Origin of the sequence: Mycobacterium vicinigordonae (genome assembly GCF_013466425.1) — a bacterium.
In the GTDB taxonomy this organism is placed as follows: Bacteria; Actinomycetota; Actinomycetes; order Mycobacteriales; family Mycobacteriaceae; genus Mycobacterium; species Mycobacterium vicinigordonae.
The window spans coordinates 3,886,123-3,906,453 of record NZ_CP059165.1 but is presented as its reverse complement, the minus strand read 5'-3'; the positions used below and the strand labels follow the sequence as shown (position 1 = coordinate 3,906,453).

General features: G+C 65.0%; 16 protein-coding genes and 2 pseudogenes. 8 read left to right on the top strand and 10 right to left on the bottom strand.

The annotated features are described in order from the left end of the window. Positions 1-89: 89 nt before the first annotated feature. The 5 genes and pseudogenes from H0P51_RS17520 to H0P51_RS17505 form a co-directional block, all read right to left on the bottom strand. A complete protein-coding gene (locus tag H0P51_RS17520) occupies positions 90-1,502 on the bottom strand; it encodes a DUF1254 domain-containing protein (RefSeq protein WP_246398035.1) in 1,413 nt (470 codons plus the stop codon). 712 nt (positions 1,503-2,214) lie between these two features. Continuing rightward, positions 2,215-2,433 (bottom strand): annotated as a pseudogene (locus tag H0P51_RS29115) (serine/threonine-protein kinase); the annotation flags it as partial. 134 nt (positions 2,434-2,567) lie between these two features. Next, positions 2,568-3,668, bottom strand: a complete 1,101-nt coding sequence (locus tag H0P51_RS17515; protein WP_180914038.1) for a DUF475 domain-containing protein — start codon at positions 3,666-3,668, stop codon at positions 2,568-2,570. 305 nt (positions 3,669-3,973) lie between these two features. Continuing rightward, on the bottom strand, positions 3,974-6,172 hold the full coding sequence (locus tag H0P51_RS17510) for a serine/threonine-protein kinase PknD (protein ID WP_246398033.1): 2,199 nt from the start codon (positions 6,170-6,172) through the stop codon (positions 3,974-3,976). A 222-nt stretch (positions 6,173-6,394) separates the two neighbouring features. Then, a complete protein-coding gene (locus H0P51_RS17505; protein WP_180914036.1) occupies positions 6,395-6,817 on the bottom strand; it encodes a DUF6636 domain-containing protein in 423 nt (140 codons plus the stop codon). 115 nt (positions 6,818-6,932) lie between these two features. On the opposite strand from H0P51_RS17505, the gene H0P51_RS17500 reads away from it, so the two are divergent. From H0P51_RS17500 to H0P51_RS17490, 3 genes are read left to right on the top strand one after another with little or no spacing between them, the layout of a single operon-like run. Further along, positions 6,933-7,682: an Rv3717 family N-acetylmuramoyl-L-alanine amidase gene (locus H0P51_RS17500; RefSeq protein WP_246398031.1), complete on the top strand. Its 750-nt coding sequence runs from the start codon at positions 6,933-6,935 to the stop codon at positions 7,680-7,682. Further along, complete coding sequence (locus H0P51_RS17495) at positions 7,654-8,556, top strand: serine hydrolase (protein WP_180914035.1); 903 nt, start codon at positions 7,654-7,656, stop codon at positions 8,554-8,556. Before H0P51_RS17500 ends, H0P51_RS17495 begins: the two co-directional genes overlap by 29 nt. 45 nt (positions 8,557-8,601) lie before the next feature. Then, a complete protein-coding gene (locus H0P51_RS17490; protein ID WP_180914034.1) occupies positions 8,602-10,200 on the top strand; it encodes a serine/threonine-protein kinase in 1,599 nt (532 codons plus the stop codon). Positions 10,201-10,305: 105 nt separating this feature from the next. Here the strand turns inward: H0P51_RS17490 and H0P51_RS17485 are convergent, their stop codons facing one another. Beyond that, positions 10,306-11,133: a class I SAM-dependent methyltransferase gene (locus tag H0P51_RS17485; RefSeq protein ID WP_180914033.1), complete on the bottom strand. Its 828-nt coding sequence runs from the start codon at positions 11,131-11,133 to the stop codon at positions 10,306-10,308. A gap of 91 nt (positions 11,134-11,224) precedes the next feature. Between H0P51_RS17485 and H0P51_RS17480 the strand changes: the two genes are divergently transcribed. From H0P51_RS17480 to H0P51_RS17470, 3 genes are all read left to right on the top strand, one after another. Next, positions 11,225-11,947 (top strand): potassium channel family protein, encoded by a 723-nt coding sequence (locus tag H0P51_RS17480; protein WP_180914032.1) that lies wholly within the window; start codon positions 11,225-11,227, stop codon positions 11,945-11,947. 84 nt (positions 11,948-12,031) lie between these two features. Then, positions 12,032-12,646, top strand: a complete 615-nt coding sequence (locus H0P51_RS17475; RefSeq protein WP_246398030.1) for a class I SAM-dependent methyltransferase — start codon at positions 12,032-12,034, stop codon at positions 12,644-12,646. 44 nt (positions 12,647-12,690) lie between these two features. Beyond that, the gene (locus H0P51_RS17470) at positions 12,691-13,533 is read left to right on the top strand and encodes an alpha/beta fold hydrolase (RefSeq protein ID WP_180914031.1); all 843 of its coding nucleotides are present in this window, start codon (positions 12,691-12,693) and stop codon (positions 13,531-13,533) included. A gap of 106 nt (positions 13,534-13,639) precedes the next feature. Here H0P51_RS17470 and H0P51_RS17465 read toward each other — a convergent pair whose 3' ends face one another. Further along, positions 13,640-14,932, bottom strand: a complete 1,293-nt coding sequence (locus tag H0P51_RS17465) for a cytochrome P450 (RefSeq protein ID WP_180914030.1) — start codon at positions 14,930-14,932, stop codon at positions 13,640-13,642. A gap of 29 nt (positions 14,933-14,961) precedes the next feature. Further along, on the bottom strand, positions 14,962-15,312 hold the full coding sequence (locus H0P51_RS17460) for an MmpS family transport accessory protein (RefSeq protein WP_180914029.1): 351 nt from the start codon (positions 15,310-15,312) through the stop codon (positions 14,962-14,964). Between the two features lie 94 nt (positions 15,313-15,406). Here H0P51_RS17460 and H0P51_RS17455 point away from each other — a divergent pair, with 94 nt between their 5' ends. Then, positions 15,407-16,489, top strand: a complete 1,083-nt coding sequence (locus H0P51_RS17455) for an NAD(P)H-dependent amine dehydrogenase family protein (RefSeq protein ID WP_180914028.1) — start codon at positions 15,407-15,409, stop codon at positions 16,487-16,489. Positions 16,490-16,618: 129 nt separating this feature from the next. Then, the gene (locus H0P51_RS17450) at positions 16,619-18,496 is read left to right on the top strand and encodes an Hsp70 family protein (protein ID WP_180914027.1); all 1,878 of its coding nucleotides are present in this window, start codon (positions 16,619-16,621) and stop codon (positions 18,494-18,496) included. Between the two features lie 419 nt (positions 18,497-18,915). On the opposite strand, the pseudogene H0P51_RS17445 reads toward H0P51_RS17450, so the two are convergent. Together H0P51_RS17445 and H0P51_RS17440 are read right to left on the bottom strand one after the other, a co-directional pair. Further along, positions 18,916-19,170, bottom strand: a pseudogene (locus tag H0P51_RS17445) (hypothetical protein); the annotation flags it as partial. 69 nt (positions 19,171-19,239) lie between these two features. Continuing rightward, a complete protein-coding gene (locus tag H0P51_RS17440; RefSeq protein WP_246398844.1) occupies positions 19,240-20,298 on the bottom strand; it encodes a class I SAM-dependent methyltransferase in 1,059 nt (352 codons plus the stop codon). Positions 20,299-20,331: the final 33 nt, after the last annotated feature.

The window sequence follows — 20,331 nt, the reverse complement described above, 5'->3', positions numbered from 1 at the left end:
AACCGCGGAGGTGCGGCCGACGCCGTGGTACCCGAGGCCGCGAAATGTCAGTCATTGTTGGACAAGGCCTTTCAGTATGAAATCTCTGCTCAACTGATCTTTTTAGTCGTCGGCGGCTGCCAGGATCCGTCCACCATGGCTGGTTTGGGCCCATAGGTCCGTAGCACCACCCAGAACGGACCCTCCGGCGCCGGCAACCAGTTACTGGTTTTGTCGCCACCGGGGTCCCTGGCCGTGAAGTACACGGTCAACGAGCCATCGGGATTGGCCTGCAAACCCGGCGTACTGCTGCCGATCGAGTATCTGTTGAGCGGATTGGCCACCAGGAGCCGGTCCGGGACGCTGTACATGGTGAGCGACCAGAAATAGTCCACCGCCGGAGTCTGGCCCGGTGGGAAGGTGATCGAATAGTTGCCCTTGCTGCCGTCCAGCGGTACACCGGTTTGGTCCAACGGGAGGGTGTAGTACATGGATTGCTGGGGAACGTTGCCGAAAATGCCCATATACACACCGAGCGCCCGGTCGAAGTAGTGGGTGCCGAGCTTGGCGCGGTCGCCGAACAAGTCCCCGGAGCGCAGGTCCTTCTGCTGGCTGCATTTCTTCAGCGCAGCTTGTGCGTCCTGGATTCCACCCTTGAGTGCATCCTTGACCTCCTGGGACAACGTGTCCTGGGCAAACGGCCGCCCACGCGTGATTCCCAAAGCCGCCAGGTTGTCGTACATCGGCTGATCGACTGGGTTGTCGGTGGTGAACGGCAGCAGCAGCGAGACGTAGTCCCAGTATTTCGTCGTCATCTCGTCGCCCTCGGTCCACGCCGGCCAATTCAGGCTCGGCGCCGGGGCGGGGGCGGTTGTGTGCTGGAACGCGCTGAGCGGTTCCAATTTGTACTCGCGCTGGATCGCCTTGACCTGTTCGGTCCCGTCGTCGGTACCCGTCAACTCGGTGCGGGTCAAGGTACCCAGGAACTGACTTTCACCTCTGATTGCTCGCGAAACCCCTTGTGGGAGTTGGCCGTTCCAATCCGGAGGCGCGATCAGCACCGAGATTCCGTTGTTGCCGTCCAGCACCGAGCCGGGGTTGTCAAGTACGAAGCCCCATAGGTCGTCCCACTGGCTGACGATATAGCGCGTGGAGTCCACCTTGGGCAGGGTCAGTACCCACGGTTCAGCCCGCAGGTCCGCCCACGCATAGGAATACGGGGTGTCGTTGTTGGGTGTGACGATGTCCTTGTCAGTTGGCGTCGAGGTGCCCAGATTTAGCCATCTGCCGAACTCGCGGTCGCCTTCGATGGCTTGCTTGTACATGGTCCGGTAGTTCATCACCAGTCCATAGGTGAAAATATAAGCGTCCTTGGCCTTTTCGCGCAGACGGGCCTGGGCTGTGCGCGACGGGTCCGGACGCACCCGACCGCCGTGGCCACACGCCGCAAGCGTGCCTGCAGACAACATCGCCAGCGCCGAGGCAACCAGCGTCGTCATAGCCGATCCAGACCTCTGTTTCATGTCAACATCCTTCGTTGAAGACCCGCGGTCGACCGCGTCCGCCGCATCCAAAGTTAGACGCATCAGCGCCTGCACCGTTGACTTCGGGCGTACTACCGCCCGCACGGTGGAGAAAGATTACGGCGGTCGTCTCTCACCGTCGCAGGTGAGAGACAATCCGCGAGCTATATCTCACCGCAGGCAGGTTGTTGACCTGGCTGCATTCGCCGCGATCTTGACCAGTCCTCGACAATCTGGATTTTGATGCGCGCGCCTCACCCATAACTCTCAACTAGAGCTTTACCCTTTCGAACCATGATGGTCCGGGGGAGCTCGCTACTGCCAGAGCTCGAGATTCTGACGGCGCTGGATTTCGACACCGAGATTCCATGCATCTGCCAGAAGTTCTGCGATGAAGCGGAGCACCGAGCGGACTGGTGGATCACACTGTCATGCGGGTGCCGATACCCGTTCTGCAAGAGGGCGTTACAGATCTCCAGGATCCGGCTGAAGGTACGACCGCTGACCTGCCGGTTGTGCTCGGCGCAGGACATCACAATCAAGAGCGTGAAGCGCACGTAAGCCGTTGTTCGCGGCACCGACTTTGCCCGCTGGCATCCCTCAACACGTCGAAGGATTCCGCGGTAGCTAACCAGAAGGTCTACTGCGTCGTACCGACCTGGGCCCGTCCGGCAATATCAAGGGCTTCGGTGTTCCACGGGAACAGGTCACCTCAGTTGTACGCCGTGCTACCCGCGACCGGATGCGTCGTGCTGATCAGCTTCGCAAAGCAGTGATCCCGATCGAACCCTCTGCTGCTGCTGCACCAATTCAAGGCATCGCGGGCATCACCGAAAGTGAAGCCCGCGATCGTCACCCAGTAGTTCGGCTCGGAGAACGTCGACCAGTCACCGGACCAAAGCAGCTTGGCGTTGTACTGAGTCCGCAGCCGCGGCGGCAAACCCGGACAAATTGCTGCAAAATAGGCATGGAATACCCTTTAGCGGTCGAGGCTGATGGGCCTGATGAGGCTAATGTGTCAACTGAGTCAGAGGATTATGGGTTTGCTGTCCCGGTCCGCAAGCCCTAACCAGCGTCTGTTGCCTCAGGCCCATTCCGGCGATTGCGCACCACACTGCTGAGCAGCGCTGCACCGATAAGCACCACGCCGATCAGGCCGGTGAGGATCTCGTTGACGTGGAACCGGATGGAAATCAACAAGATCACCGCCAGCGCGCCGATCGCCCAGTGTGCGCCGTGTTCTAGATACACGTATTCCGACAAAGTGCCTTTCCGCACAAGGAAAATGGTGATCGACCGGACGAACATCGCCCCGATGAAACCGAGGCCCAACGCAATCAGAATGGGGTCGGCCGTGATAGCGAACGCGCCGATCACCCCGTCGAAGGAGAACGACGCGTCTAGGACCTCGAGCTGGAGGAATAGGAAGAAGCCAGCCTTGCCGGAGGCTTTGGCGAGTTCCGAAGGGCCGTCGGAGCCCGGTGGTTGTGTATCGGTGACATCCTCGCCCACGGCGAAGATCGAGCCCAGGCCATCCACCACCACGTAGACGACGAGGCCGAGCAACCCGGACAGCAGCACCGTGTAGCGCTGTTCGCTGCTAGCGAGGAAGTGCGACGTGAGGATGAGTGATGCTCCCGCGGCCAATATGGACAGGTGGGCGCGCATGCCGGTATTTCCTAGCGGTCGCTCCAGCCACGAGAGCCAAGTGATTTCGCGTTCGCCGAAGATGAAGTTCAGGAACAACATCAGCAGAAAGGTGCCGCCAAACGCGGCGATCTGAGGATGCGCTGTGGTGAGCGCGGTCTCGTAGCTGGGACTGCCGTCGGGGAAGTACGCAGCGTCGTTAGGTGGGGGATTGAACGCGAGTTGCAAAGCTTGGCGCGGTGCCAGCCCGGCCGTGACCCACACCACCAGCAGCGGGAAAAAGATCCGCATGCCAAACACCGCGACCAGGATCCCGATTGTCATGAAGATCCGCTGCCAGAACTCGTCCATCCGGCGCAGCACGGTCGCGTTGATCACCGCGTTGTCGAACGACAGGGACACCTCCAGCACTCCCAGGATCGCGCACAGGATGAGCGCGTGGAATCCGCGGTATAGGAACGCGGCGATCAGCGAACCGATCGTGACCGCGATCGACGGCCAGAAAATGCGCAATGCCACGGCTCGCCCCTACCGGGCCGGTCTGGGTAGACGCGGCGCCCGCGGGCTGCCACCGCTGGGGCGTATCCATGGGACATCGCGAGCGCCCCTCACGCGTGCTCGGACTGCTCGTCGCAGGTCACTGCTTGGCGCCCATCCACACATCTCCTTGTCCCGAAACCCTGCAACTCAAACTCTGGCTAGTCTCTAGGCGGTTCCCGAGGAGCCACGCAAGTCGGTGCCTCGCGAGTCCCATTGGCTACCAGTCCGCCGACATCGAATCTGTTGCACCGTAAAACGACTCGGTGCGGTCGAGGAATGTGGTCCTACTTGCGCTGCAGCTCCACGATTTGGTCGTTGCGGCCGCCGACGTAGATGTTGCCACGGTTGTCGACCGACAAACCCCAGGGATAGTTGAGACCGGTGAACGGCAGCTCGATCTGCTCCGACGAGCCCACGGGAAGCTTGAGCGCACGATTGTTGCCGCAGTCGGTGACGTACACCGCCCCTTGGTTGTCCAAGGTGACACCGCCAGGCTGCTTGAGGCCCTTGAACGGCACCGGCACTTGCTTTTTCGTGGTCGTCGGCAACATCAGGATCCTATTGTTCCCACCGTCGGATACATAGATCGTTCCGTCGCCGCTGACGACCAGACCGGTCGGACCGTTGAGTCCGGTAAACGGCACCTCCGTCTGTGTGCTCGAGCCGTCGGCCAGCGCAACCACGCGATTGCGGGCGGTGTCGGTGACATAGACGGTATGACTGATATCCACCGTCAGGCCGGTGGGGTTGCTGAGGTCGGTGAAGGGCAGGGTGATCGGAGCCGTCGCGCCGGTACGGAGCAGCAGCACCCGCTTGTTGCCTGCGTCGTTGACGTAAATCGAGCCGACGGGGTCGGCCGTCACCCCGGTGGGGAAGCTCAGCCCTTCGAACGGCAGCACGTCTGGTGTCTTCGAGCCAGGGTGTAGTGCCAGGATCCGATTGTGCTGGGTGTCGGCGACGTACACCGTGCCGCCGTAGTCCACCGAGAGACCTTGCGGGTCGCGCAGGCCAGTAAAGGGCAGCGTTACTTGCTGGAACTCGTCGCGGCCGGAATCCGACTTGCCGAGGACCACCACGCCTACCACGGCTGCGGCGACTGCGATCACCGCCACCGCCGAGATCGCGACGGGTTTGCGGCGCCACCACGGCTGCGATGGACGCGGCGGGGCCGCCCGGGGAGGCGTGGGTTCTCGCGCGGGAGTGGGGGGCGGGGTCGGTAGGGGTCGAGCCACCGTGCGTGGGCCGTGGACGTGCTGCGGTGAGGTGTGCTGTGGTCCGGTCGGGTGGGGTGCGGTCTGTTGTGGTCCGGTCGGGTGGGGTGCGGTCTGTTGTGGTCCGGTCGGGTGGGGTGCGGTCTGTTGTGGTCCGGTCGGGTGGGGTGCGGTCTGTTGTGGTCCGGTCGGGTGGGGTGCGGTCTGTTGTGGTCCGGTCGGGTGGGGTGCGGTCTGTTGTGGTCCGGTCGGGTGGGGTGCGGTCTGTTGTGGTCCGGTCGAATGCGGTGCAGTGTGCTGCGGTCCGGACTGCGGCGACCCGGTGTGGAGTGGACCGGTCTGCCGTGACGGAGCCTGCGGCATGGGGATCGGTGGTCGATTACCGAGGCGGGCGCCGTAGTGGACGTGCTCGGGGATGGCCGGCCGCATCAGGGTCGGGGGCTCCTGCGGGGCGGTCGGCGGCGTCGTGAGCGCATTGCGGGCAGCCCTGGCCAAGTCCACCGCGGTGTCATACCGGTCGCCCGGATGCTTGGCCATTCCCTTGGCGATCACCGTATCCAGCCCGGGCGGCAAACCCGGATTGGTAGTGGACGGCCGCGGCGGCGGACTGGTGAGGTGCCCGGTGATCTGTCGTTCCAACGTATTACCCGGAAATGGGTGCTGGGCGGTCAAACACTCGTAGAGAACGCAGGACAGTGCGTAGATGTCCGAACGCGAGTCGATGGGGGAGGTGCTGAACCTCTCGGGAGCCATGTAGTGCCATGTCCCCACAAAATCTCCCGCCGCCGTAAGCGCCAGATCGTCTGTCGCGCGGGCGATTCCGAAGTCGAACAGATAAGCAAAGTCGTCGGTGTCCAGCAGGATGTTGGACGGCTTGACGTCGCGGTGCAGCAGCCCACCACGATGTGCGGCATGCAGCGCCTTGGCGACCTGGTCGATGATGGACACCGCACGCTCGGGCTTCAACGGCCCGTTGTTCAACTCCGCCTGCAGGTCGCGCCCGTGGATCAATTGCATGTCCACGAACAGCCGTCCGTCGATCTCGCCATAGGTGTGGATTGGGATCAGGTGCGGGTTGCTCAATCTCGCGGCGGAGTGGGCCTCGCGGCGGAACCGCTGTTGGAAAACCTCGTCGTTGGAAATCTCGGAAGGCAGAATTTTGAGCGCGACGACGCGGTCGGTGGCGGTGTCAAACGCCCGCCACACCTCGCCCATTCCGCCGCGACCCAGCAACTCGATCAGCCGGTACTTCCCGAACGAAGTTCCCTCCAACAAGCCCTCCATCGATCTTCGCCAGCAACTGCCAGACCATCATGCTCCCATGCCAGGCCGGGCCGCTAGGCTACGTCCGCGAAAGACGCTGTTTACCGGGTGTTTGCCGACGCTCGGGGAAGGATCCGCGGGCGTGGCGCTCCTGCTCGCCGCAAAGGCGCGACGTGGTGCGCGCAAGCCGCAAGAGCGGCGCACCCGCACCTTGGATGGCAAAGGGGAACGCTATCCCAGCTGAAAAGAGTCCCGCGAAACCCGGAAGAAGTGCCCGCTGCTGGAGTCGGTGCACTTGATGCCCGCCTGCTCACTGCTGGCACAGGTGATACTGCCAGCGCTGATCGTCTGCCCGTAATTCAGCGACGCTTCGCCGGACATAGCCAGCGTGTCGCCGTGGCACTCAATCTGGCCGGGTTTGCCCGCGGTCAACGTGAAACGGTTGCCCCACTTGATGTGCTGAGCGCACTCCGGTGGCGGCGGCGGGGTGTAGGTGTATTCCTGTATGTCACAGGCGGCGCCGGTGCTGTCGAGCATGCAGACGATGTTTCCCGACGGCGACTGAAAGTACTTCGAATCAGCGTGGGCGACGGCCGGAACAGCTACCGCGCCCGCGACCGCGGCCGCGACCAGCCCGGGCATGATGACGCGCATGACGGTGAGCGTAACGGCACTGCGAGAAATCTGGTGCGGAATGGCCGTGCGGCAGCGCTCGCGGACAAAGAATGGTGAAGGGCGCGCGACCCGGCCAGGTTGTTACCATCGCGCGGTGAGCCGAGTTTCCAGGCGCGGCGTGTTGAAATGTGTCGCCGCAGCACCGGTAGTCCTCGCCGCCGCCCTCAGCGCGCCGCACTCGAAGGCGGCCGGAATCGCGGGGATGACCGTCGTCCTCGACCCGGGCCACAATGCCATTGCCGACGCTTCGATCAACCAGCAGGTCCCCAATGGAAGAGGCGGCACCAAGCCATGCAACACCTCGGGGACCGCGGCGGGCAACGGCTACCCCGAGCACGCGTTCACCTGGGCCGTCACCAACCTGGTCGCGGACAATCTGCGCGGGATGAACGTCAACGTCGACCTCACCCGAAGCGACGACAACTCCGTCGGACCGTGCATCGACGACCGCGCCGCCCGCGCCAACGCGGCCCACCCCGACGCGATCGTCAGCATCCATGCCGATGGCGGCCCCCCGTCCGGACACGGCTTCCACGTCAACTACTCCAGCCCACCGCTCAACGACGCCCAGCAAGGGCCGACCATGCAACTGGCCAACGCGATGCGGTCCGCGCTCATCGCCGAGGGATTCCCGCCGTCTAACTACATCGGATCCGATGGCCTGTACGGTCGCGCCGACCTGGCCGGCCTGAACCTGGCGCAGTACCCGGCCGTCCTGGTGGAGCTCGGCAACATGAAGAACGCCGAGGACGCCGCCACCATGGAAAGCGCCGACGGCCGCGCCCGCTACGCCACCGCCGTCACGAAGGGGATCGTTGCCTATCTCCAAGCCAGAGCGGGGTAGCACCCGGCGCGTCATCGCGGTTGCGGCCACATTGGTGGTGGCAGCCGCGATCGTGACGCTCACCGCCCGCTACACCAATCGCAGACCCCCGGCCCGACACCCCGCCATCGCCCCGCCGGCTTCGTCCACAACCCGCGGCTCCCCAGCCGCCGCCTATCCCGATCTGCCAACGGAATTTGCCCAATTGGCCACGCGACGCAACGCCACCATGGGCCTGGCCGTAGCAGCCGTCGGCAGCGCGGAACCGCCCACGACCTGGGGCGACTGGAAGCAGGGACCGGCCTGGTCCACCAGCAAGGTGCCCCTGGTGATCGCTGCCTATCGCGAGCAGGGCCATCTCACCGACCAGATGCGGGCCGCGATCACCCAATCCGACAACGCCGCCGCCGAAGCGCTCTGGCAGCAACTGGGCGATCCGGCCACCGCCGCGCGCAAAGTGCAGCAAATACTGCAGGAAACCGGCGACCCGACCACGGTTCAGTCGCGGAAAGTGCGGCCCGAATTCACCGCATTCGGCCAGACGATCTGGTCGCTGGCGAATCAGGCGCATTTCATCGCGAACGCATTCTGTAACAAGCAGAATGACCCGATCTTCAATCTGATGGCAGAAATCGAAGCGCAGCAGACCTGGGGAATCGGCGCCATGGCCGGTGCCCGATTCAAAGGCGGCTGGGGCCCGTCCGAATCCGGAAAGTACCTGGTCCGCCAACTCGGCGTCATCGACACCGCGTCCGGGAAAACCGCCATCGCCATTGCCGCGCAACCGATGTCGGGATCGTTCGACGACGGCAGGCGCGCCCTCGACGAAGCCGCCAGCTGGCTGGCCGGCCACCTCGCCCAGCTGCCCGCCGGGCAGTGTCCGGGCAAACGCTAGACAACCCGGGACTGTGCCGCATAATCCCTACGGGAGGCGATCACGGTGTCAGCGGCAGATCAGCGAGTCGGCACGACATTCGGCAAATACACGATCACCGGCGTCCTTGGCAAGGGCGGCATGGGCGAGGTCTACGAGGCCCACGACAACCAGATCGGCCGGTCCGTCGCTCTCAAGATCATCAAGAGCCAATACGCCCACGACCGCAAATTCCGCACCCGATTCGAACGAGAGTCGCACGCCGCGGCGACACTGCAGGAACCGCACGTCATTCCGATTCACGGCTTCGGCGAGATCGACGGTTCGCTGTTCATCGACATGCGGCTGGTCCGCGGCAAAGACCTGGAAGGTCTGCTGGCAAGAGGCCCGCTGGACCCACCGCGCGCGGTCGCAATCATCAACCAGATCGCCGCGGCGCTGGACGCCGCGCACGGCGAGGGGCTGGTCCACCGCGACGTCAAGCCCCAGAACGTCCTGGTGACCCCGGCCGACTTCGCCTACCTGGTCGACTTCGGGATCGCCGAGGTGGTGGGGGAGAACACCCGTCTCACCGCGACCGACATGCGGGTCGGCTCGTGGGCTTACATGGCGCCGGAACGATTCGCCGGCACCGAGATCACACCCGCCGCGGATGTGTACTCGCTGGCTTGCGTGCTCTACGAAGCGCTGACCGGGCAGCTGCCATTTCCCTCCAACACGCAGGGCGGGCTAATCGCAGCACACATGTCAACGCCGCCGCCGCGGCCAAGTCAGACCAATCCGCGCGTCCCGCCTGCCCTGGACGACGTCATTGCGCGCGGCATGGCCAAGGAACCGGACGACCGGTACGGCAGCGCCGGGGCGCTGGGTCGCGCCGCCGAACGGGCACTGCGCAGCGGTGTGCGCACCGTCGTTGATCCGGTCGACGACTCGCCGACCCGGCCAGTGTCCTGGCCGCCCGCACCGCCGACCCAGCCGCGCCCATATCAGCCGTCGCAGCCGTCGCCTCAAGCGTCGCAGCCGGCGCCGTATCAACAGGTGTATGCGCAGACGTTCCCGCCATCGGGGCCGCAACCAGTGAGCCCTAATCAGGTTGCGGTGCAACGTGATCGGCGCTGGGTGCTGCCCGCCGTGATCGGGGCCTGCGCGGTGTTGGTGCTCGGTGTGATCGGGGTGGTCATCGGCCTGCTGGCCAAGTCGGACCCGTCGCGGGGCTCGGCTGCGAGCTCGGCGACCGTCCCGGCCACGATTCCCCCGTACTCGGGCGAGCCCGCCAGTACGTCGAATTCATCGTCGACGAGCTCATCGCGCCCCGCCAACGTCACGCCGCCGCTGGTGACCGGACCAGACCAAAGTGCCGACCACCGAAGTTGCGATCTCGGCTACCATCGCAACGACAGCACCGCGTTCGGATCCCGCAGCGGGCGGGGCTCGCCCCAGACATCCTGCTTCTTCGCGCAGTCGGTATTGGATTCGTACTGGACTGCCTACGGCAACGCCACCAACGATGCGCGGACGGTGTCGGCGCCGGGTTCGGTTGCGTGCCCGACGATTCCGGGCGCGGAGTGCAACGGCCCCAACTTCGTGATGCGCTGCGCCGGCGACGGCGCGAACCCCTGGATCAGATGCACCGGCGGGAAGGACGCGGTGGTCTACCTCTGGTAGTCGGCCGGTGCTCGTCCTGCGGCTTAAGTGGGGAGGCTTACGTTTCCGTTGCGGGTCAGACTGGCGGCCCAGAGGCAGCGGTGCGGGCCGTCTTGAAGCGACCGGTCAGCCGAACGTCAGTAGCGTCATGCTCGGACGGATGCGCCGGATGACGCCGATTCGATTCAGCAGTGGCGAGGGTGCGACCTTGTAGGCGCCGCGGCCCGGGTGTAGCAGTATGTCCTGCGCCGCCCGCACGCCGGTGATGCGTTCGGCCAGCGCACTACCTTCGTCGGCGGTCATGGCGAACGGCATCGGCGGTGCCGTGTAGCGCTCGGACAGTCTCAACCCCTTCAAGGTGCGCCGGCTGAACCAGTGCGGTATCGAGTCGAACATCATCTGGCCACCGGGAAACCGTGCCGCGCAGTCCCTGATCAACGCCAACGCGTCATCGGGGTCGAGGTACATCAGCAAACCCTCCGCGGTGATGAACACCCCATTGGTGGCATCGACCCGGTCCATCCAGCCGCGGTCGAGTGCGGACTGCGCCAGCGCGACGATTCGCCGGTCCGGAGGCAGCAGGCGTTCGCGCAGCGTGATTACCGGCGGCAGATCGATTGAATACCAAGTCAATTCGTCGGCCACCCCGGCCCGATCGAGACGCCACAGGCTGGTCTGCAGCCCTTCTGCCAACGCCACCACCGCCGACTTCGGATTCGCCGTCAGATAATCCGCGGTCACCGCGTCGAACGAACGCGCGCGCAGTGCGTGCACCTGGCTCGGCTTGCCGAACTTCGAGTAGTCGTAGGAAATTGCGCGGCGCAGTTCGACCGCCCACGGGTCGTGGATCACCCCGCCGGAGCGCTGGGCCTCGGTGCTGCGGTAGTACAGGGTCCACAAGCAGGTAGCCGAAACCCCCTCCAGGATGTTGCCGTCGAGCACGAGGTCGGTCATACGCCAGATCCTAGTTCCGGCGATCACCTCCAAGCTGCCCGCTTAGGCATTCTCGAAAAGTCTTGCCTTTGCTGCCGATACGCTGTGCCCCATGTCTGACCTCTCGAAGGAACAGCTGTGGACGCAGCGCACTGAGTGGCCGCTCGCCCTGATCGCCCTCGCCTTTCTCGTTATGTATTCCATCCAGGTGCTGGCCCGGCCCGTCGGTGAGCTGTCGTACGCGCTGTGGCTGGCCTGCTGGATCGCGTGGGGGCTTTTCGTCGGCGACTATGTTGCCCGCCTGCTGTTGGCGACCGACCGTTGGAGATGGTTCGTCCAGCATTGGTTTGACCTGCTACTGGTGCTGCTGCCGTTCATCCGCCCCCTGCACTTACTGCGCTTGGTGGTGCTGGTGGAAGCGCTGCAGCGAGCCATGAGCGAGGCGGTGCGTGGCCGGATCCTGCTCTACACCATCTCCGGTGTCGTGCTGCTGACCTACGCGGGTTCACTTGCAGTCCTCAACGCCGAGCGAGGCGTACCCCAAGCCACCATCGACTCGTTTGGCAAGGCGGTGTGGTGGTCGATCACCACCATGACGACCGTCGGCTACGGAAACCTGACGCCGGTCACAGTGACCGGCCGGATTATCGCCGTCATCCTGATGATCGGTGGTATCGGGCTGGTCAGTGTGGTGACCGCTTCGCTCGCCTCCTGGATCGTCCAGCGCGTCGAGGAGACCGACACCGCCAATCAGGCGGCGACGGCCGCACAGATCGACGAGCTTCGCGAGGAGATCCGGGCACTGACCGATCAACTGCAGCCTCGGGAAGCGTAATTGTTTGTAGGCCATGCTGCCGTGTCGAGCGCGGAAACCTGCACGATCGGCAGGAGGCTGATTCGGGCAAGTTCTGGTCCACCCGTGCTAGCTTCGGCAGAGATGTTTGGTCGCCGACTCTCTGAAGCGCAACACGTCATGCAGCCCGCCCTGCGCCTGCGCGACCAGGCCGAGGCGCTCGCCGAATACGTCGATCACGGCGATACCGTGCTGGACGTCGGGTGCGGCACCGGGCATCTATCGGTCTACCTACGCGACATGTACGGGGTTAAGCCGACCGGCATCGACCTGACGGACTCACGCGCGAGCGAGATTACGCTCACCGAGTACTCCGACTTTGATGGCACCTCAATCCCGTTCCCGGACAAGTCATTCGACCATGTCGTGCTCAGCGAAGTGCTGCACCACAGCCACGACCCCGTCGCGCTGGCCGCACAGTGCCGTCGGGTCGCACGCCGGCGCATCTTCGTCTTCGAGGACATGCCCGACGGGGTCATCGGCAAGGCCGCGCTGTATGCCCACGTACACGCATTCGCGTTCTACCGCCGCTATCCTTATCCGCCTGCACGTTTCGACGAGTACCGCCAGGCGCTGGCCTGGCTGGCTACCACCGCCGCGAACGTCGCGCGCATACCGCAACCGCCGGAATGGCTGAGCGTCTATCCGCGGGTCTTGTTCGTCTACGACCTCACGACCTGAGTTGATGCTCACATCCCGATACCGAATGTAGAGGAGCGCACGCGATGGTGGCCAGACCCCAGCCGCTGATCTTCGGCGACATCGACGACACGACGAAACCCTTGGCCATCGCTGTGCACGGATTTCCCGATACCCCGCACACGTGGCGACATTTAGGGCCGGTGCTGGCCGACCGCGGCTACCGGGTGGTGGCGCCATGGCTGCCGGGCTACGACTCCCCGGCCAGCGGGCCGATCAGCGTGGGAACCTATGTGCGCCAAGTCCTTTCGGTTCGCGGCAAGTACGGCGCCGACGAGCGCGCCGTGCTCATCGGGCACGACTGGGGAGCCCACACCGGGTATGGCACGGTCGTCAGCGACCCCGGCGCATTCCGCGCGCTGGTGACCCTGGCCGTACCGCCGAGTGCGGCGCTGGGCGACACGATATTCAACTACCGGCAACTCAAGCGATCGTTCTACATCTGGTTGATCCAGCAGGTCGGGCTGGCCGAGACAGCGCTGACCCAACCGGGCTTCTGGGAGCAGCTGTGGGCCGACTGGTCGCCCGGATACGACCCGCAACAGGATATTTCGTGGCTCCGCCAACACGTCACCGCCGAGAACATCGCGGACGTCATCGCCCCGTATCGCGCCACCTTCAACCCGGCCTTCGCGGACCCCGACGCCGAAACCGAAGCGGTAGCCACGTTCACACCGCCACCGATCCCCACCCTGTATCTCCACGGCACGCAGGACGGCGGGCTCGGTGCCGAAGTTGTCGCCAGCGCGGCTCAACATCTGCCGGCGCCCGGGTCGACATTCGAAATGATCGACGGCGTTGGGCATTTTCTGCATCTGGAAAAGCCAGATGCAATCAACGAGCGCATCTGTGGGTGGCTTGCCGGCTGAGCCGCGTGGTCGCGCGACCGTCGATGCTTGCCGCAAAGCACAATTGGTCGACTAGCCGGCAACGGTCGCTCACCAGGTGGCGGCACACCGCCCCGCGGACCACGCCTTAGCCCCAGGCGACGGGCAGACTCTTGATGCCGTGGATGAACTGCGACAGCAGCCGCGCGGGCTCCGCGGTGGCCCTGATGTCGGGGATCTCCCGGCGCAATTCGTCGAACACCACCCGGATCTCGCGGCGGGCCAGGTTCGCCCCGAGACAGAAGTGCGCGCCCCCGCCACCGAACCCGACATGCGGGTTGGGATCGCGGGCCACATCGAAGGTCCACGGGTCGGCGAAGGTCGACTCGTCCCGGTTGGCCGAGCAATACCACATCGAAACCTTGTCACCGGCCGCCATTTTCGTGCCGGAGAGTTCGAAATCCTGGGTCAGGGTGCGGCGCATGTAGATCACCGGCGAGGCCCAGCGCACGATCTCCTCGACCGCGCTGTGCGCCAGCCCGTCGTACTCGGCCCACCACTTCTCCCGCTCGGCGGGGTAGCGGGACAGTGCCAGCACGCCGTGACTGATGGCATTGCGGGTGGTTTCGTTGCCGGCCACCACCAGCAGGATGAAAAACATGGCAATCTCTGAAGACGACAGCCGCTCGCCATTCAGCTCGGATTCGACCAGCGCCGTGGTCAAGTCGTCATGGGGATTTACTCGGCGGTCGTCGGCCAACGCGATGGCGTACGCGCCGATGTCCATCGAAACCTGGATGAACTCCGCGTAATCGGCAGTCAGGTCCGGGTCGCCGAACCCGAGAATCACGTTGGTCCAATGGAATATCCGCTGATGGTCCTCTTCGGGGATGCCCATCATGTCGCAGATGATCTGCAGCGGCAGCGGTCCGGCGAGTTCGCTGACCAGATCGGCGCGCCCGGCGGGATGCTCGGCGATCATCGATGTCACTAACCGGTGTGCTCGATCCCGCACCGAGGCCTCGATGCGGGCTACCACCCGGGGCGTGAACGCCCGGCTGACGATCGAGCGCAGCCGCTGATGACGCGGATCGTCCAGCACGATCATCGAGCCGAAATACTCGGCCAATTCCGGTGTCTGGTCGTTGATCGTGATGCTGGGAGTCGAGCTGAACAACTCAGGATGGCGACTGGCAAAGAACACGTCGTCCAGCCGCGTCAGCGCCCAATGCCCGGCGCCGGACTCAAACCCGTCCATCTGCACCGCGGGCCAGAACGAGATCGGCGCCTCCCGCCGCAAGGTGGCGAAGGCGCCGTCGCGATAGTCGTCATCGCGGGCCCAGAAATCCAAGGACCCCAGCTGGATGTCGGCCAACGCGACCTCGGGTGGTTGCGTACCGTTCGTCCGCGGCGTCAGGCTCGACCCGATCTTGAGGTCCATGCGTGTTACTCCTCCGCCGCGGGTCCCCGTCAGTGCGAACAGACCGTCCGGCCAGGAGTCCCGGTCGAATGCGCGTCGTTGACGACGTTGCCGTCGACCACGATCTTGCAGGCGATGGTGCCCTGCCCCTGCGCGCTGAGGACGAAGACCTGCCCGCCAAACGCCTGGAACTGAGTTGACCACGGCAGCGGCACGTTCACCGCGTGCTGTTGGCCCTTTTCGTCCTGCCATGAAATGGATTCGGCGACACCGGGTCCGCTGACCTCGTAGCGCACCTGCGGGAACTCGCCGGGGTTGGGGACAGCTTGCGCGACTCCCGTGGCGGCCGCGAATGCGGTACCGGTGATCAACAGAAACGTGGCTACGCGACGACTGTTCATGAGTGTTCATGTTGTCACCACCCAGGGGTGATTACGAGACCCTTTCGACAAGCAACTTATGGTGAACCCGGGTGGGGCAAAACCTGGAGGTCTGATGTCGCAAAGCGCAAAAAGAGTCGTCGTATGGGGCACCGGGTTTGTGGGCAGGATGGTGATCCCCGAGATCGTCAAGCATCCCCTGTTCGAGTTGGTGGGTGTCGGCGTCAGCAATTCAGACAAGGTCGGCCGCGACGTCGGTGACATCTGCGGGCTGTCCGAACCGCTCGGCGTAACCGCCACCGACGACATCGACGCCTTGATCGCCCTCAAACCCGACGCCCTGGTGCACTACGGCCCGACAGCCATGCACGCCAAGGACAATATTTCGCTGATCACTCGCTTCCTGCGGGCCGGGATTGACGTGTGCTCGACGGCTATGACGCCCTGGATCTGGCCAACCATGCACCTGAACCCGCCGAACTGGATCGAGCCGATCACCCAAGCCTGCGAGCTGGGCGAGGCGTCCTGCTTCACCACCGGAATCGACCCCGGATTCGCCAACGACCTGTTCCCGATGACCCTGATGGGGCTGTGCTCCGAAGTGAAGAAGGTGCGTGCGTCGGAACTGCTGGACTACACCAACTACGAAGGCGACTACGAGCGGGAGATGGGCATCGGGCGCGAACCCGAGTACAGCCCGATGCTGGAGAACCGCGACGTGCTGATCTTCGCGTGGGGCGCCACCGTGCCGATGATCGCTCACGCCGCGGGGATCATGCTCGACGAGATGACGACCACCTGGGACAAGTGGGTCACTCCCAACGACCGCAAGTCCGCCAAGGGCGTCATCAAAGCAGGTCAGGTGGCCGCCGTCCGGTTCACCATCAACGGGCTTTACCAGGGCGAGACGCGCATCCAACTCGAGCACGTCAACCGCATCGGACTTGACGCCGCCCCAGACTGGCCGACGGGCCACGACAACGACGTCTACCGCGTGGAGATCGAGGGGACCCCGAGCATTTTCCAGGAGACCGCGTTCCGGTTCACCGACGGCTCGGGCCGCGACGCGGCCGCGGCCGGCTGCCTGGCGACCGGGCTGCGGGCCCTCAACGCCGTGCCAGCGGTAAACGACCTGTCGCCGGGCTGGGTGACCGCGCTGGATCTGCCGCTGATCCCCGGCGCCGGTACTATTCGCTGATCAGCTGGACTTAAAGAGTCCTGCACAGCGCACGCATAGCCGATGCACAGATTGGCTATATGTTTTAGCGAAAGCATTGTCAGGGGGAGGCGATGCTGAAGATTCGGCCGAACACGGGGATTGGACCACATGGCAGACGGAGCTAGGCCAGCGTTGGGCCTGTCGATCGGTGCCACAAATCTGGCTGCCGTCACGCCCGACCACTCCATCACCCGCAAACCTGTGCTGACCTTGTTTCGGCAGCGCCCGCCCGAGGTCGGGGTTCCCACCGAGAATCCCCGGCTTGACCAGCCTGGATTGGTGATCAGCGACTTCGTGGATCGGGTCGGCGATCGGGTCGGGATCGTCGCCGCCGATGGCTCCATGCACCGCAGCGAAGCCCTGGTCGCCGATGGGTTGCGGGCGCTCGCGTACGCGGCCACAGGGGGCCGTGCGCTGCCCGACCATGCCGCCGTGACATATCCGGCTCACTGGGGTGCGCCGGCCGTAGACGCCCTGGGTGCCGCGCTGAGCCGGGTGTCGGAATGGTCGAGTACGGGAAAGCCGCTGGTGCTGATTCCCGACGCGGCCGCGGCCCTGTTCGCGGTTCGCGCCAACCCGGGCATCCCGGCTCGCGGGCTTGTCGCCGTGTGCGACTTTGGGGGCAGCGGGACCAGCGTCACGCTGGTCGACGCCAGCGGCGACTACCAGCCGGTGGCCCCGACCTTGCGATACCACGACTTTTCGGGCGATCTAGTGGACCAGTCGCTGCTGACCTACATCATGTCCGAGATGCCCGCTACGGGGTCATTCGATCCGACCGCCACCGCCGCGATTGGCTCCCTGAGTCGGTTGCGCTCGGAATGCCGCCGCGCCAAGGAACGACTCTCAGCGACCACGGTGACCAGCCTGTCCGACGAGGTGCCCGGGCTGCGCGGGGACGTGCGGCTGACGCGCACCGAGCTTGAGGAGACCATTCGCGGCCCGCTGGACGGATTCCTACAGGCTGTTGAAGATTTGTTGGAGCGCAACGGAGTTCCTGCCACGAACTTGGTCGCGATCGCCACGGTGGGCGGTGGGGCCGGCGTCCCGGCGGTAACCACCTCGCTGTCCGGGCGGTTCGGTGTGCCGGTGGTCACGACACCCCGTCCGCAGCTGACCGCAGCCATCGGAGCGGCGTTGCGCGCCGCCCGGGAACCAGGCGAGACCAGCGCGACGGCATTGACGCCGGCCGCGGCCGCTGGCGCCATGGCCGGGGCGGCCGCGGCTGCGTCGTCGCTGCCTTCCGAGCCCTTCGACCACGCTGGCCCCGATGTTCACGCTGATGCGCCGGTTTCGGTGATGCAGCCCGCGCTGGCCTGGTCGGAGGCTGACCCCGAGTCCCAGGCCATGCCGGCCGCTTCGGCATCTGGAGCATCCCCTGGCGAGCGCAGTGGTTCGGGGTTCACCGCGGCCCGGCCGCAGATGTCGTTCGAGCACGACGACCGCCCCGAGCCGGAGCGCAAGAAGCCCGTACTGCCCTGGTACCGACTTCCCGCGGTAATCATCGTCGGCACTGTGGTGGCGGTGCTGCTGGTGGGCACCGCCGTGGCGATCGGGCTGTCCAATCAGGACCCGAACACGCCGTCGCCGGGGGTAAGCACCGTGCCGGCGACGCCGCGCAGTTCAGTGCCTGCTCCGTCCTCGGGCAGCGTGAGCCCGCAACCGTCCGCACAGGACACGACGCCAGAACAAGCGCCACAGTCGACGCAGGCCCCGCCGCCTTCCACACCGGCTCCCACTGAGGCTCCCGCGCCCACCACCGAGGCTCCGGCACCCACCACGGAGGCTCCCGCGCCGACGCAGCCCACCGTCCAGGCCCCACCGCCAGCCAACCAGCCTCAGGCACCACAAGTGCCGAATCCTCCTGCGGCGCCGCAGGTTCCGCAAATACCTCAGATTCCCGCGCCGCAGATTCCGGGCCTGCCGCAGATTCCAGGGATCAAGATCCCCGGCGGGGGAGCTGTACCGGGAATCAGGATCGGCTGACCGCGCTACGTCTTTGCGGTCTCCCGGTCGTCCTGCTCAGCCCGGTCTTGCCGGTCTGATTTGTCTTCCTGGAGTGACTGGTCTTCTGCTTGGTCTTCCTGCTGCGCCCGGTCTTCCTTGGTGGCCTTGATGATCTCTTCGTTGAAGGCCTTGTCCTTTTCCAGGTTTTCCTCCGCGGTCTCCCGGGCTTCGCGCTGCAGCTCTTCTTCCGACTTGTCCTCGGCCGTTTGGTCGGCGTTGGCGCCGCGGTCGCTGGTGGCGTTGAGGTCCTTCTCCTTGGATCCGCTATCGCCCTTCGGTGAGTCGTCCTTGGGCGCTTCATCGGTAGGCTTTTTGGGCACCTCGTCTTTGGGGTCGGCGCCGTCGTCCTTGCCCCGCTGCGCCTCCGCTTTCGCCGCCGGGGAATCATCATCGTCGGCGTACTTGGGATTGCCGTCGTCGTCGAGCCAGTCATTGACCGCGGTGCCGGTGATGGTCCCCCCGGAACCCGGCATGACCAGCGTGGGACGATCCTCGTAGGCCGTCATCATCTTGGCGGCTTCTTCTTTGTCTTCTTCGTCCGGTTCGGGCTTGTCGGTCGCCCGGTCTTCGCTATCGTCGCGGGACTCTGCCTGATCGGAGGATTCGTCGTCGGTCTTGGCCTGGTCGGCGACCTCGTCGTCGTTCTCGCTCATGCTGTTGCCCCCTAGGCAGTTGCGTGTGTATCCGCAGGGGTTACCCACACTGGCGGCGGGCCGAAACTATTACCGTGACGAGCGCTTGACCAGCACGATCGAGGCCAGCGGAATGCGCATGGGTTCGGGTGCGCGCGCCAACCGGTCGGCGACGGTGTCCTCGAGGCGGGCGACGAATTCGCTCGCGCGCGGGTCGGCGGTGCCGCCATCGAGTCCGGCCGTCAGCGTCGGAAACAGCGCCGCGCGCGCAAAGGCGGCCCACTGCCGACCGAAAACCATTGCGTCGGAGTCGGTTTGGTATCTAGCCCAGAACCGGTCCTCGGCATTGAATATCGCCAGGTGGTCGATCGTCAAACCCTCGAACCAGCCGCGCGGAGCAAACGGGGCGCGAAAGTCCTTCTCGCTGCGGGCGACAACGGGAATCACCATGCGCCGTACCTCGTCGAAACGCAGCAGACCGTCGGCGGCCAATTCGTGCAGACCCGCGATAAGGGCATCGTTAAGTGGCCGGTAGCCGAAGTCACCATCCTCATCCAGGGCCATGGTCAGCACCACCAACCGGCCGCCGGGACACAGCTCGCGCCCGCGGTACGCCACGAAGTCGTTCCAGTCCACCGCCGACTGATGTTCGAATGCCTTGCGGGCTTCGGTGTTCTTACTAAACGCGACCTGTACATGGTCGCCAAAATCTGGGGCGCCCGCCGGTACGCGGCTCAGCCACTGGATGGCCCACGACGTCCAGCCCAGATTGACCGTGCCGGTCGGCAGGATCTGGCCGTAGAAGGAGCGGCCGATGGCCGAGGTGAAGCTCGCCGGGTCGCGCTGCAGGTAGCTGTCGGGGTCGTCGGCCATGGTGCGGAACAACGCGGAGAAGTCGTTGTCCGGTACGTCGGTGTGCGCCACCATGATTGCGTGGTCGTGGCGGGTGCGGCTGCGTAGCACATCGAGCGCGGCGGCCATCGGCTTCAGCGAGTTATAGCCGGTGGCAGCGCCGTAGTCGGCGATGACCACTGGTTGCGGTGGCCGGGGTAGCGGCACCTGGTGGGCGGCTTGCTCGAACAGCGTGACGGCGGGCAGTAACCCGGCAGCCTGCAGGCGCGACGCCTGTGAGTAGGTGGCGCTCTCCATCGGCTCCGGCCGAACTACGATGCTCGACTCCGG